Source organism: Sphingobacteriaceae bacterium GW460-11-11-14-LB5, assembly GCA_002151545.1.
Classification (GTDB): Bacteria; Bacteroidota; Bacteroidia; order Sphingobacteriales; family Sphingobacteriaceae; genus Pedobacter.
On the sequence record CP021237.1, the window covers coordinates 2,948,762 to 2,962,087 of the forward strand.

General features: G+C 37.8%; 13 protein-coding genes. 3 read left to right on the top strand and 10 right to left on the bottom strand.

The window, feature by feature from the left end; genetic code table 11:
* Nucleotides 1–21 precede the first annotated feature (21 nt).
* From CA265_11890 to CA265_11900, 3 genes are all read right to left on the bottom strand, one after another.
* Nucleotides 22–3,456 carry a SusC/RagA family TonB-linked outer membrane protein gene (locus CA265_11890; protein ARS40317.1) on the bottom strand — a complete coding sequence of 1,145 codons (3,435 nt, stop codon included), beginning with the start codon at nucleotides 3,454–3,456 and terminating at the stop codon, nucleotides 22–24.
* A 163-nt stretch (nucleotides 3,457–3,619) separates the two neighbouring features.
* Nucleotides 3,620–4,822, bottom strand: a complete 1,203-nt coding sequence (locus CA265_11895) for a hypothetical protein (GenBank protein ID ARS40318.1) — start codon at nucleotides 4,820–4,822, stop codon at nucleotides 3,620–3,622.
* Between the two features lie 54 nt (nucleotides 4,823–4,876).
* The gene (locus tag CA265_11900; protein ARS40319.1) at nucleotides 4,877–5,482 is read right to left on the bottom strand and encodes a hypothetical protein; all 606 of its coding nucleotides are present in this window, start codon (nucleotides 5,480–5,482) and stop codon (nucleotides 4,877–4,879) included.
* Between the two features lie 186 nt (nucleotides 5,483–5,668).
* Here CA265_11900 and CA265_11905 point away from each other — a divergent pair, with 186 nt between their 5' ends.
* Nucleotides 5,669–5,974: a hypothetical protein gene (locus CA265_11905; protein ID ARS40320.1), complete on the top strand. Its 306-nt coding sequence runs from the start codon at nucleotides 5,669–5,671 to the stop codon at nucleotides 5,972–5,974.
* 204 nt (nucleotides 5,975–6,178) lie between these two features.
* Here CA265_11905 and CA265_11910 read toward each other — a convergent pair whose 3' ends face one another.
* Together CA265_11910 and CA265_11915 are read right to left on the bottom strand one after the other, a co-directional pair.
* On the bottom strand, nucleotides 6,179–6,403 hold the full coding sequence (locus CA265_11910; GenBank protein ARS40321.1) for a hypothetical protein: 225 nt from the start codon (nucleotides 6,401–6,403) through the stop codon (nucleotides 6,179–6,181).
* 357 nt (nucleotides 6,404–6,760) lie between these two features.
* Nucleotides 6,761–7,231 (bottom strand): hypothetical protein, encoded by a 471-nt coding sequence (locus tag CA265_11915; GenBank protein ID ARS40322.1) that lies wholly within the window; start codon nucleotides 7,229–7,231, stop codon nucleotides 6,761–6,763.
* A gap of 846 nt (nucleotides 7,232–8,077) precedes the next feature.
* Here CA265_11915 and CA265_11920 point away from each other — a divergent pair.
* Nucleotides 8,078–9,373 carry a hypothetical protein gene (locus tag CA265_11920; protein ARS40323.1) on the top strand — a complete coding sequence of 432 codons (1,296 nt, stop codon included), beginning with the start codon at nucleotides 8,078–8,080 and terminating at the stop codon, nucleotides 9,371–9,373.
* A gap of 197 nt (nucleotides 9,374–9,570) precedes the next feature.
* Here CA265_11920 and CA265_11925 read toward each other — a convergent pair whose 3' ends face one another.
* The 5 genes from CA265_11925 to CA265_11945 all read right to left on the bottom strand — a co-directional run bounded on the left by CA265_11925 (nucleotide 9,571) and on the right by CA265_11945 (nucleotide 11,657).
* Nucleotides 9,571–9,750, bottom strand: a complete 180-nt coding sequence (locus CA265_11925; GenBank protein ID ARS40324.1) for a histone H1 — start codon at nucleotides 9,748–9,750, stop codon at nucleotides 9,571–9,573.
* A gap of 108 nt (nucleotides 9,751–9,858) precedes the next feature.
* Nucleotides 9,859–10,188: a hypothetical protein gene (locus CA265_11930; protein ID ARS40325.1), complete on the bottom strand. Its 330-nt coding sequence runs from the start codon at nucleotides 10,186–10,188 to the stop codon at nucleotides 9,859–9,861.
* Between the two features lie 262 nt (nucleotides 10,189–10,450).
* Nucleotides 10,451–10,795 carry a hypothetical protein gene (locus CA265_11935; GenBank protein ID ARS40326.1) on the bottom strand — a complete coding sequence of 115 codons (345 nt, stop codon included), beginning with the start codon at nucleotides 10,793–10,795 and terminating at the stop codon, nucleotides 10,451–10,453.
* Between the two features lie 137 nt (nucleotides 10,796–10,932).
* Nucleotides 10,933–11,451 (bottom strand): hypothetical protein, encoded by a 519-nt coding sequence (locus CA265_11940; GenBank protein ARS40327.1) that lies wholly within the window; start codon nucleotides 11,449–11,451, stop codon nucleotides 10,933–10,935.
* A gap of 8 nt (nucleotides 11,452–11,459) precedes the next feature.
* The gene (locus CA265_11945) at nucleotides 11,460–11,657 is read right to left on the bottom strand and encodes a hypothetical protein (protein ARS40328.1); all 198 of its coding nucleotides are present in this window, start codon (nucleotides 11,655–11,657) and stop codon (nucleotides 11,460–11,462) included.
* A gap of 521 nt (nucleotides 11,658–12,178) precedes the next feature.
* Between CA265_11945 and CA265_11950 the strand changes: the two genes are divergently transcribed.
* Nucleotides 12,179–13,216 carry a hypothetical protein gene (locus CA265_11950; protein ARS40329.1) on the top strand — a complete coding sequence of 346 codons (1,038 nt, stop codon included), beginning with the start codon at nucleotides 12,179–12,181 and terminating at the stop codon, nucleotides 13,214–13,216.
* Nucleotides 13,217–13,326 lie beyond the last annotated feature (110 nt).

Genomic DNA, 13,326 nt, shown 5'->3' on the forward strand with positions numbered 1-13,326 from the left:
GTTATTTATTTTAAGTTCTGTTTAAAATGTTAATTCTAACCCAAAGGTGTAAGTACTGGTAAGCGGATAGGGATTATCATTAACATTAGCACCGGTTTGTTCCGGATCGTAATATTTGATATCGTCCCAAACGGTTAAATTATAGCCCATTCCATATATTCTGGCCGATTGAATCTGAAATTTATTTAACCATCTTTTAGGCAAATTGTAACCTATCTCAACATTCTTTAATCTTAAAAAACCACCATTTCTGAGCCAGTAAGTACTGGCAACGGTATTGTTCGCATTGTTTACATTAGAACTATGTAGTCTGGGCATCAAAACATCTTTCCCCTGATTAGCTTCGGTCCACCTGTTTAATGCAAAAGTTCTATAGCTAGACTGATCTACCCCCCACGAAAAAGGATGCCAGCCTTCTGGGATTACCGAACCAAAAACTACAGATGCATTTGCGGTTCCCTGAAAGAAAGAACTTATATAGAAACCTTTATATTCTACGTTAAAGCCAAATCCATAAACAATTTCAGGATTATTGGGGTTGCCTAAGCCGCCTCTTTGGCGATCCAATGCATCAATTTTACCATCATTGTTTAAATCTTTATATTTAATATCGCCAGGACCTAATCTTCCACCCAAAGATGGTATAGGTAAGCCCGGCTTTAGTGCATAAGATTTTGTTCCATTTGTATTATCTGTTACAATAAAATCCTGATCAGAATAAAATCCATCGGCTACGTACAATGTTTGTTCACCCACGCGCGTACCAGTTATAGCCATCCATGGATGAGGCGTTTTTAATTCGTCGTACTCGGTAATTTTATTTCTTGCAAAGGTAAAAGTACCCCTTGTACTGAGTTTAAAATCGCCAAACTCTTGCCTGGCATCTAAACTCGCATCAAAACCACTGTTTCTTACTTTCCCAAAGTTCTCCCAGGGGGCTGCCCTAAAACCAGCAACTGCAGGTATTGTTCTTCTTTGCAATAAAATGCCCGTTCTTTCTGACTTGAAGTAATCGGCTACGATTTCGATTTTATTATTTAGAAAGCCGATATTTACACCGTAGTTTTGCTTATCTTCTATTTCCCACCCTAAGTAAGGCGCTTCAAAACGAGATTCAGTGATACCTGCTGCATAGGTATTTGCACCACCTGCAGTGGTTATCCCCTGACTAAAACTTGTCCCACCAAAGTTATAAACCGGCCGGTACAAAAACCTGGCGGCGCCGGTGTTATCGTTGCCAGTACGTCCGATTGATGCACGTAATTTTAAGTTAGAAACGATACTTTTTAATGCTTCGGGATAAAAAGCTTCATTAGATAGCTGATATCCTAAGCCTAAAGCAGGGAAAAAGCCAAAACGGTAATTTTTGGCGAATGCTTCACTACCGGTGTAACCAAAATTACCCTCAACAAAATAACGGTTTGCAAATGCATAAGTTAGCCTGCCAACTAAGCCTTGTTTCCTAAAAGCCAGCGCCTCGTTATATAGTTGGGTTTCCTTTTGCATGTAAAGTGCCATAGCACCTATCGTATGTTTTCCAAAAGCCCTGTTGTAATTTAAAGATGTTTCGATATACACTTTTTTAGTAGCATTATTCCCTTCAGCCGGATCACCTAGATCGGGATTGCCTGAAAAAGTTTTGGAGAAAATAAGCTTTCCGTTGGCATCTCTTCCGGTTGCATTGTACCTGCTAGGGTTATAACTTCTGGAAGAGGTGAAAGTACCATCGTAATCGTAGCTAACATTACCTCTAAATAGCAAACCGCTAGTAATAAAATCTAATTTCTGATTTAAACGTACATTTGATTGTATGCCACTTCTCCACTCTTTCGCGTAACCTGAGTTCATGAGTTGGTTATAGGGATTACGCATCTGCGAATCACGCTCTTGCCTGAATGTAGAAATGGTACCATCGCTATAAACAGCTGGAAAGGTATATGGAGGGGTAATAATCATTTGCCTGAAAATCTGGTTCGTACTTATCCCAGGATAATTTGTAAGCAGATACTGACCGCTAATATCAACACTGACCGTAGTAGATTTAGAAACATCCAAATCGATATTACTGCGCAAATTATATCTTTTCAAACCAATATTGGTATCATATTTTTTTCCTGGATCGTCTTTAAAAATACCGCTCTCACCAAAATAAGCTCCGGACACGAAATAACGAGCCTTTTCGGTTCCTCCCCTAACATTTAGCGTGTACCTGTGGTTATCGGTTCTTTTTCTGAGCATGGCATCCATCCAATCGGTATTGGGATAGAGATCGGGATCTACATTATTCCTGTATTTAGAAATGAGATCTTCGCTAAACAAGGGTGCAATTCCATCGTTAGAAAGGGCTTCGTTAAATAGCGACAAATAATCTGCAGACCCAACAAATTCTGGTATACGAGTAGGTTTTGCAATGCTATGTTCGGTTCTAAAAGAAATTACTGCTTTTTGTGTCTTACCCCTTTTAGAAGTAATGAGTATTACACCATTAGCCCCTTCTGCACCATAAACAGCTGTTGCTGCTGCATCTTTTAGTACCGAAAAAGTTTCAATTTCATCAGGTTCGATATCATTAATACTTCTTGGTACCCCATCTACTAAAACAAGTGCTGCACTTCCGCCGGCAAATGTACTAACCCCCCTTATCCAAAATTCAGAATTATCATATCCGGGCTCCCCTGAACGTTGAATCGCAATTAAACCAGAAACCTGACCTGCAATATTATTCGTTAAACTTCTCGTCGGAAACTTCAATTGCTCGCCCTTAACCGTACTAATAGAACTGACTACACTTTCTTTTTTCTGAGCTCCATAAGCCACTACAACTACTTCGTTTAGCTTATTTTCTGCACTCTTCATCACAATGTTAATATCATCGAGACCTTTGACTGCAACACGCTGTGTTTTGTATCCTATATAGGCAAATTCCAAACTATCTCTAAGCTCGGTTTCAATAGTATATTTACCTTTATTTGAAGTTTGCTCAATTATTTCTTTTCCCACTACGCGTACAGTAACACCTGGTATAGGTAGGCCAAGTTCATCTTTTACTGTGCCAGATATTTTAAAAGAAGCAATATTTTTGTTGGCAGCTGCCACTATTTTATCCTTTACGATAATCGTTTTATATTCAATAACGTAAGTTAAAGGCTGATTAAAAAAGCACTTATTTAAAACGTCTTTTATATCTGCATTTTTCGCATCTATTGTAACCAGATTGGCCTTGTCTACACTAGTGGAAACAATTATATAATTAAAGTTCGTTTGATTTTTAATTAGTCGTAACACCTTTTCCAATGAAGCGTTTTTTTCTAAAATAGTAACTTTCTGTTGCGCTTTGCTTTCTGCATTTACTTGTAATAATATACTTAGCAACAGTAAGATGGTTAGTTTCATGGTCAAAATAATTTTGTGTATCGTACCAGGATGCCGATACGAATTAAAATCGTAAATTTTCATAACTTTGAATTGTTTGGTTAAAAAATTAAGCACAAGACGGCCTGCACTTAATGTTCGGTTGAGTGTAACTGTAGTTTAATGTGATAATTGAACCCAAATTATTGGCCCAAAGGTGAAGCAACACCCTTGGGCTTTTTAGCGGGCCGTATTAAGCAGGTATAAGCTATTGCATAACAACGATCCTCCTTCCTTGCAACTTAAATTTGAATTTATCTGTTTGTTCTAAAATTTTCAGTACCTCAATGAGCGGCGTGTTACGAGATACTGAACCCAATATTTTTATATGATTTAAACTTCCGTTGTAAACAAATTCTACATCGTACCACCTGGCAATTTTTTTAAGTACACCTTCGAGATTATCATTCTCAAAAATAAAATAGCCATTTTTCCATGCGATAACATCTTCTACATCTACACTTCTTACTTTAAAGCTATTATTGCCAGATAGCAATTGTTGGCCTGGCTTTAATATTTCACTTCCTGCTACTGTTTTCACATTTATAGATCCTTCCAACAAGGTGGTTTTTGCAAAATGCTCATCCTGGTAATTATTAATATTAAAATGTGTACCCAAAACTTCTATCTCTTCTTTTAAGTTTGATGCTGTTGGAGATATTACTTTAAAAGGTTTATTCTTATCCTTTGCCACTTCAAAATAAGCTTCACCGCTTAGTTCAACTATACGTTGCTTGTGCTTTGCAAAACTTGGAGGAAATTTTAAGGATGATGAAGCATTGAGCCAAACTTTTGAGCCATCTTCCAGGATGATTTGGTATTGTCCACCTCTTGGCGTTTCGAGGGTATTGATGGCCAAATCGATATTGTTGCTTGCAGCAGAACTATCTTTTACAACTTTATAAATCAACTCACCATCTTTAGTTTTTATGATACTTACTCCTACAACGCTGGCCAGTTCTCCTGATTTAGTATTGGTAAGCGATATTTTCTTACCATTAGATAGTGTTAAAATAGCGTTGTTCCCTCCCGGCTTAATAATGTTGACTATTGGCAGTATAGTTTTTTTCTGAAAATGAGTTATATAAAAAAAACCTCCAAATAGGCTAAGAGATAGCAAAATAACCGCAGCATATCTGTAAAACATTTTGATAAAAGTAAATCCGGATACTTTAGCCTCCAATTTAAATTCCTGGCTGTTACAAATTGACAGGAACCGCTTTTTTAGTCTTGCTTTTGTTTCCTCAGCGGCTTCTCCATTTGTATTTTCTTCTAATACCGAAGAAATTAATTTTAAATAGCTTTCCTCATTTTCACTTTTGCTAATTTCCTCTAAAAAACTATCCAGATCCTTTGGCGCGCAATTGTTATGAATGATATTGAAGAATCTTGTCGAGCTATTTTTATCCATTGTCCCAAAAGTTGCTTTTTACTAATACGGTAATGCAACATAAATCGGGGGGGGTCAGTTTTCTTTTATTAGAAAAAACAATAAAACGGTCATTGTTATATCGAGGTTATTTAACAGGTATTCTTTAACAAAATGATTTGCCTTAACAAGATACTCTTTAACAGTATGTGATGATATATTCAATATTTCTGCTGCCTCTTTATAGGTGTGGCCTTCAATTTTACACAATTTATAGACACGCCTTTGTTGTGGCGATAATTTACTCAACGCCAGATCTAAAGCTTGTTCGCTTTGTTTTAAGTACAAAGCCTCCTCTATATGAGAATAATGCTGTGTAGCTACAGCCTTGAAATTATGATATAGTTTTTGATCGGACTGCAGTTTTCTGAAAAAATCGTAAACTAAATTTTGCCCAACCCGATAAAGAAAAGACTTGAAACTTGTATTTGTTAGAATGTGTTCCCGTTTCTGCCAAACTTTAATAAACAGTTCTTGCAAAATCTCCTCTGCCACGTGCTCATCCTTTACCATTTTTAGTATATTGGTATATAACTGAAAACTATAAATACTGTAAAGTTCAGAAAATGCATCCTGATCTCCTTGCTTAAGCTTCTCCAGCAAATCAGTCGTTTCTGTTTTTTTTGTCTGCTGCAAAATCATCAATTATTAACATGAAACGTTTATATATTAGGATAACTGCTTTGACTTACTCGCAGAAGTAAGAGATCAAAACACTATTTCACAAAAATTTAATAGGTTCTAGTATCAACAATTATATAGATAAATTTTAATAATCGCTCGGTTAAGAGTGAAAATATTAAGGATTATTTCCAAACTTAAAATTTTATGTTGTTTTTTTTAAGTTTTACGGCTAAGTTTATGCGTGCTTTCGGTAAAGAGCTTCCCAGTTTTATTATAAAGAGTTATGCCATTGGCATTGCTCGGAATGGCACAAGTAAAGGCTTTAAATATTTTACACCTGATCAGTTCAAAACACCGTCCTTAGCCATGACCATATCTGGCTGGTTAAAACTTACGCCTATCGAAGCCCCTTTAATAAAGCTCCTTTCTACTTTACCAGCTAGTTCTGCAGCCTCTGTAATTTTGATACCAAATTTGCTGTCGGCAACAAGGTTAACGGCCCTCTATTAGATTAACCCAACGCCCTATAACGGTCTGCGTACTGTTGGTATGGTGGCCCAACATTACAGAAATGGGATACTGTTAATGCTGTACATGACACTGATTGTTGCAATGTTGCTGTCCGATGTACAAAAATGCTAATATAATCGGTTACAAGACTGCAAAAAGGCGTTTCGCTAATAGAGGTTAGAGACCTAACAATTGCCGTGATAGTTATGCAATGTGGTGGAGATCCGGGTCTATTTTATGATTTGCAATTTTAAACTTTACACCTACAAACAGGTAACTCTTGATTGATGTTGGCTTTATCCTGGAGCGGTTATTCCAGAACCAGATAAAAACTTCCTGTAAAATATCGTTAGCAGCACCACGATCGCTCAAAATAGCGTTAGCATATTTAAACAACTCATTAACATAGCGACCATAAGTTCGGCAAATGCACTATGCTCGCTCGACTGTATCAAGCTGAACAGTTCAGAATCCGATTTTTCATGATATTTTAACATTATGGCAATGGCTAATATAGAATTTAATGGAATAATACGGGTGTGGGTATCGTTTACAGACTAACCGGCACAGCAAATCATCCTAATTTAGAACTATTCAAAAAAAGTTAAAATTTACAGCAATCGTCGTCTATAAATACTAACCAATTATCAAAAAAATGTTGTAATGAGATAATATTCTGCCAATATAAAATTTGGTACATTCTAATTCTTAGCCTATTCCCTATCAACATTAGACTGGCTACTGAGAATTAATCTAAATTATTATTACTTACCCCGGACCGCTGTTTTATAGATTTTTTCTGATGTATGAAAATCCATAGCACCCCATGATTAAAAGGGCTATAAGTCCATAAGTATCCAGATCACAAAAAGCTTGTGGATTGACTGGGTCAAAATTATATTCGGTGCCTGGTTTATAATAATATCCATTGGCATCAGGCGTTGTGTTACAACCGTTATTACATTCATTAACAGCAGTGAGCTGTATAAAACAACCCGCACCTGTAGCTTGTAAACATCTGATGTCACTGAAAAGATATTGGTTTCCAGTTCGACTGTACAGTGCGTCGCCTTGATAAGTGCCAATATTTGAATAAAATATATTATAGCCATCTGCAGCAAAAGATTTGCATCCGGTTTCGGTGCCCGCAATAGAAAGGTTAAAAAAAGGGTAGATTAAAAGCGCGATAACAAGGCTTCTCCGGCCTATCCTAGGTAACTGGCACTTTAGCCAAAAAATATAGTTTGAAATTTGCATAAACCAGAATCAGGGTAGCGAAACAAATAATCAGAGGCTCGTAGAGCTGTCTGATCGGATCATAAAACTCCCTATTGATATGAGAACAAAATTGCTTCGTCTCCGAACTCCCTAATATCAAAAAAGGAATAAAACAGTTTTTGATATTAGTGAAAGTCTAAGCATCCAATGCTTCTGATCTAGGAAGGACAAAGGCCGCATCCGCAGCCTTGTCTATATGTTCACCATCCCGAGTAAACATATGCTATTATGGAATACTAACTAACGTTCGGATTTCAAGAGTCAAATTTAAATCATAACCATCCTATCTAAGATTTTAGGCTTACCCAAAACTTACCCAAATACATGGACAAGGGTATTTTGCTTACAGGTAATTGTTATCGATAAAAGTTTATTTAGGGACAGCTATCATCGGAGCATCATCACGTAACATAACACAAACGATAGATCAAGGTACATTGATGCATTGCAGTGTTGAAGGCTTGAGGAATACCAGAGCAAAAGGTAATTTTTTATGGATACAATCCATTTTATAGTTTGTCCCGTATATATTTTTCGCGCTAATGCTCGTTTTACCCCCATTATTGAACCATTTGCCCCCTGTCCGTATACCGTGTTGAGATTTATCTTTACACCCATAATCACCAGCACTGATGAGCAATCAAAAATTTTGACAGCTGCTAAGCAACGGCGCTTCTTTACCGTCATCCGAATTAAAATGATAACCTTGATAAAAACAATGTTCTTTTTGCTAAACCTATCCACGTATCCTGCTACAGTATGGCTCTTGCCACTACAGGGAATACCAACAGCCAAAAAGTTTATCCTGCCTAATTTCTATTTATAATGGATCCGAAAAAAGTATATAAAGCAATACTATCCAAGCACCTGAAGATCTGTTCGGAGCTAATATCAGCTAAACTGGGAAAGCCTGTTATGTCTAGTTGGGTAAATGCAGATTATATTAAACTCAGTGCATTGTTACTTGAAGAGACCCGAGTCAACATTAGTAAAAATACTCTAAAAAGAATGTTTGGCAAAGTTAAAACCGAAGATTCCTACACTCCCCAAAAGGCCAGCTTAGATGCATTGGCGAGTTTTGTCGGCTATTCAGATTGGGAGGACTTTTTTCTAGACCATAAATCAATAGCTGAAGATTTTGAATCTGTAACAGATCAACCAGTTCAGATATCAAAGGACAAAAAAAGTTGGCCACTCAAATTGAAAAAGTATTTATTGGGTATTGCTGTGGTCTTGTCCATGTATTTTGTTGGCAGTTTATTTTTTGCCAGGGGTATGGAATCCCGATTAAAGCGTGTAAGCCTAACCTGCGTTAATCCGGATGGAGAAGAAGTTCACTCTGCGGTTTTCAAGTTAAAAATCCCGGAGCGCTTAATGGATACCGCATCGTTTACCATCAATTTTGGCGACCAGACAATGGATATATTGAGTACCGATAAAAAACAAATCGTGCACTATTACGGAATTGCGGGAATTTATCACGCAGTGCTTAGCTATAAAGGTAAACCAATAGATACGACAACAGTATATGTAAAAACAAACCACTGGATTGCGAGGTTCACCCAGGCAACCACATCAAAGAATTCTAAAATAAAAGATATTAAAAGTGAGCAGAATCTACTGCACATTGAGGAATCAAAAATTAAAGATATAGGAATTGACACCATTCAACCGTTTTACTTGACTTTTCAGAATATAAAAAGAACAGGTATTAGCGGGGACAACTTTGAACTAAAGGCGAGGGTATTTACATCTAGAATATTTCCTGGTGTGAACTGCTCTGAAATCCTTTTCACTGTATATGGTGATTCGGCAAGACATGATCTGTTAATACTCAAACCTGGGTGCACGGCATGGGCCTATGCCTGTTTTTCTGAAACCAGGAGCGATGGAAGCAAATATGACTTGAGCAGTCTGGGTAGAGATTTGAGATCAGGAGGGGATATACGATTATTGGTCCGGCACAAAAGCGTAAAATTTTTCTTAAACGGTAAACAATTATTTACCACCGACTATAAAAAGACAATTGGAAATGTTTGTGGATTGAATTTTACATTCGGGGGCATTGGAGAATTAAGGGACATCTCATTACGAGATCTGAACACTGGTGAAACTTTTTAATTATGGGTTTTTATCGACAGAAAAATATATCGAATTGCCTGGCCCTTTTAGGGGACGGCCAAACTTTAATAGCGTTCATTCTATAGCAAAGGGAAAAATGAGAAAACTTAAAAAATCAGATTAGCCCATAAAGTAAATTCCCTAAAAAAAAGCACCGGTCTACAACCAGTGCCTCTTGTCCCAAAACAGTATATTGTTTATTTTGCGCTGTTTTTCTTTTCGGTAACCTCAGCCCTGATTTCCTGAGCCAGGTTTTTTAAATCCTGCATCGCCTTACGTACACGAGTACCAGCAGCAGCATTTCCACCATCATAAAATTTCGTCACATCAGCTTCAACTGAAGCGATCACTTCCTTTACCTGTTTGAATTTGTCCATTTTTGATTTTTTTATTGGAATCAAAAGATCCCAGTTAATACTTGTTCTATTTCCCTTATGTTAAGTCGGAGTCTAAAACTGATCATTTCTTTCAGCATATAAAGAAACCTACCTCAATTCTGATGCATCAAAATCATTTGCTACCCCAATGGCATTAGCTTTCCAAAGGATAAAGCCAAGCCTACCGCAGCATTCCGCTACAAAATATTCGATATCTGCAGGCACATCATTGACAATGCGAAAACGTATCTTATACTTAGGGTTATAGCTTATGTAAACCACAAGGTCATCTTCTGAAAAACCCCTGCCTTGCAGTGCCTGGAAATGCACATCCTGTAATTCTTTTGCAGTTCGTTTCAAACGCTCATTCATTACTTTTGCCAGGGCCTTTTCGGGCTTAAAATCTGTCTCTAAGATTGCCAGTACAGTTACGGTCATGGCGCAAAAATATACAGATCAACCATATCCGCAAACCCATAAAGTTAAAAGACTGAAAATGAGGGAAATTATCTTTATGGTCAGATTAAAAGAGTTTAGCTCTTTTAAGTCCAGTCAAATCATAGCAAAAATACCTATGATATATCAATTTTAGTTTCCGATAATTACAAATGACCAAACACCTACATAGCCTCATACAATTCCGCAAAATCATTCTTCCAAAAGACTAGTTATTGAAAGCGAAACAGGAGCGCTCAAAAACTCAGCCCTCATTAATATGCCGGTGAAGGTACTCCTCTACATTCAACAAATCATGATCCACCTGTTCTTTGGCAGTCATAGACTGGTAATGGTTCGAATCCTCATCGAACTGACTGAAAAGCGATAGCCTCAACAGGTCTTCATCTGTATCAGATCCGTTATTCTGGTTTTGGCCAACAACGGTAAATATACCTTCTACCCCATCGTGCACAAAACTGTACTTCACCTTGACCATATCCTCATCTTCAACCGGAATTTCAGCAATTTCTGTATATTCCCTTTCCAATACTGTTTCCAAACCTTGTTTAATCAGCACAATTGCCTTTTGTTTTTTTTCTTCGTTCATAAGTCTATATCTTTCTACGATAACCTAACAGCTATAGCTCAGGTAAGTTTTAAATAGATGGTAAATCCGCATTACTTTAACACTGTGTTTTTTTGCTACTTTGCAAGCCACATGAGCCCATGGCATTTCGCAATCCCCTATACCAAATCTACTTCAGGCCGAACAGAACTGCTCCAATCATTTTCATTGCATTTCTCACAGGGTGTAAACCTTGCGCCCTGCTTCATTAATAGCGTAAAGCCACAATACCGGCAACTATAATAGCCTGTTTTCTCTATCCTATCACCGCAGGTTACCGGGTGCCCATCGGGCCGGTAATCCATCGGCTGAATCCCAAGCCCTGGGACAATCTCAGTTTTTGGAAAACACCATACAGAAACCAGTCCTGAAGTCTCAAAAAAAGCCCGTTTTACCTGCCCAAGCTGCTCGACATCCTTACTTCTCAAAAACCGGAAAAGATCTTCATGGCTCAGGTTGTTCCGGTCAAGCGAACTGGTCACAATCAGTCCGTCCTCTACCAGGCAATCCGCACGGCCTTCCATAAATATTTCAAGACGCTTGTTCCTATTGATTGTCCACTCCGCCACAGTTTGCAGGACTGCTACGGTAGTAATCACCAGAATACCATGAAGGATAGGCACGTCCTTACCCATCATTGGATCTCCTACCGCAGAACCAAAACAGATGATGATGGCCAGCTCAAGGGTTGATAACTGCCCATGCTCCGCTTACCAAGAAAACGCAGCAGCAATATCGTATAGGCATACATTACCGCTGTACGGAAAATGATCTCCAGAAGGAAACCATAAGGTAGATCACCAAAAAAGATCCTGTGAAAATCGAAAGTTTTAAAGTCCTGCATCAATAAATGAATTAATATGAGCTACAAAAGCATATGAGCTGGCAACTACATGAAAAAGAACAAGCCACAATTCCATATGGTTTTGAAAGCGATTAAACTTTCCATACTACCGGGGCACTTAACGATGCCAAGCTATTGGCTGAATCCTTAAAAATCACCTACAACCTTCTCTCTTTTTATTAATTCCCCACCCAGGGACCAGAAAAAATAATACCAGAAAAAATCATTGATTAAATCAGCATTGATCGATAAATTTGTTTTAAAGCGACATGAAGGCCGCATGGAATAATTCAGATACAAATAACACCCCATTGAACTTTTAACTGATTTGCCATGATTATCGGGAGAAGACTTATATATATTTTTAGGAAAGACCAATAATTGAGTAAGAGACCTGATAAAATAATGATCAAAACAAATTAAAAGGACCGGTCAGGTGACACAGAAAAATTACTAAAGGTAAGACCTAGCGTACTATAAATACCTGACCGTTCAATATGGGGCCATAAGCGAACCAGCCTATGAATGCATTGAATAAAACAAAAAAGTATGTCTATTTCATCGGGATTGACATATCAAAAGAAACCCTGGATATTGCCGTCATGGCTCATGGAACTATTTTGTTGCACGATACCATATCTAATGATATACAATCGATCAAAGATCATTTGACGCACCTGAAAACATTATTGAAGTTTACGACCCGAAACGTTGTCGTGGGAATGGAAAATACCGGTATATACACTAACCATCTGATAAAAAAACTGCAGGCACTTAAAATCGACACCGTCGTAGACTCACCTCTTCATATTAAAAATTCCATGGGTACAGTAAGAGGTAAAACGGATAAAAAAGATGCTGAAAGAATTGCCCTCTACCTCTACAAATCCAGGGATGTATTAAGATTAAGGATACCCAGGCGGCCAATCCTCGAGCAACTGGCCGGCTTATCCACTTTGAGAAAGCGGCTACAATCCCTCCACATCGCAATGAGGGTTCCCTTAAAAGAGCATGCAGATTTTGTAAAAAAAGGATTAATTGAAGAGCGTAACAGACTTTGTTACAGGACTATCGATGCGATTAGTCTGGATATCAAAGATGTTGAAGATTCAATTGAAGCGACATGGAAATCAGATGAAGAAACAAACCGCCTGATGACCTTAATGCAATCAGTCCCCTGTGTCGGACCAGTGGTCGCCCTGGAAATCCTGATCTGCACCAATGAATTTAAAAATGTAAGAACCATTAAAGAGTTTGCATCCTATGCCGGAATAGCACCATTCCCCTATAAATCAGGAACCACGGTCAGTAAGAAAACCCGTGTATCAAAGATTGCCAATAAAAAAATGAAAGCGCTTTTACATACCTCCGCAGTTCTTGCCGGAAGGTTTGTCCCGGATATTAAAGCATATTATCACCGTAAAACGGATATAGAAGGAAAACACAAAATGTCGGTGTTGAATGCCATCCGCTTCAAAATGGCATCAAGGGTATATGCCTGCGTAAAAAACAATCGGTTATACGAGAAAAACCATGAATACAGGCCTTCTGGGGATTAACATTATGAGCTTGCATGTTAAACCAGATTTTCCTCTCCACTATTAATAGAACCGATGTTTTAGAAGCTTGATTGATTAATCCATCGTTAAAATCATGCAGGCATAAATGA

Bases quoted from the DNA above. Each gene is read 5' to 3' on its own strand.
- CA265_11890 (ARS40317.1), bottom strand. From the start codon at position 3,456: ATGAAAATTTACGATTTTAATTCGTATCGGCATCCTGGTACGATACAC.
- CA265_11895 (ARS40318.1), bottom strand. From the start codon at position 4,822: ATGGATAAAAATAGCTCGACAAGATTCTTCAATATCATTCATAACAAT.
- CA265_11900 (ARS40319.1), bottom strand. From the start codon at position 5,482: ATGATTTTGCAGCAGACAAAAAAAACAGAAACGACTGATTTGCTGGAG.
- CA265_11905 (ARS40320.1), top strand. From the start codon at position 5,669: ATGTTGTTTTTTTTAAGTTTTACGGCTAAGTTTATGCGTGCTTTCGGT.
- CA265_11915 (ARS40322.1), bottom strand. From the start codon at position 7,231: ATGCAAATTTCAAACTATATTTTTTGGCTAAAGTGCCAGTTACCTAGG.
- CA265_11920 (ARS40323.1), top strand. From the start codon at position 8,078: ATGGATCCGAAAAAAGTATATAAAGCAATACTATCCAAGCACCTGAAG.
- CA265_11925 (ARS40324.1), bottom strand. From the start codon at position 9,750: ATGGACAAATTCAAACAGGTAAAGGAAGTGATCGCTTCAGTTGAAGCT.
- CA265_11930 (ARS40325.1), bottom strand. From the start codon at position 10,188: ATGACCGTAACTGTACTGGCAATCTTAGAGACAGATTTTAAGCCCGAA.
- CA265_11935 (ARS40326.1), bottom strand. From the start codon at position 10,795: ATGAACGAAGAAAAAAAACAAAAGGCAATTGTGCTGATTAAACAAGGT.
- CA265_11940 (ARS40327.1), bottom strand. From the start codon at position 11,451: ATGATGGGTAAGGACGTGCCTATCCTTCATGGTATTCTGGTGATTACT.
- CA265_11945 (ARS40328.1), bottom strand. From the start codon at position 11,657: ATGCAGGACTTTAAAACTTTCGATTTTCACAGGATCTTTTTTGGTGAT.
- CA265_11950 (ARS40329.1), top strand. From the start codon at position 12,179: ATGAATGCATTGAATAAAACAAAAAAGTATGTCTATTTCATCGGGATT.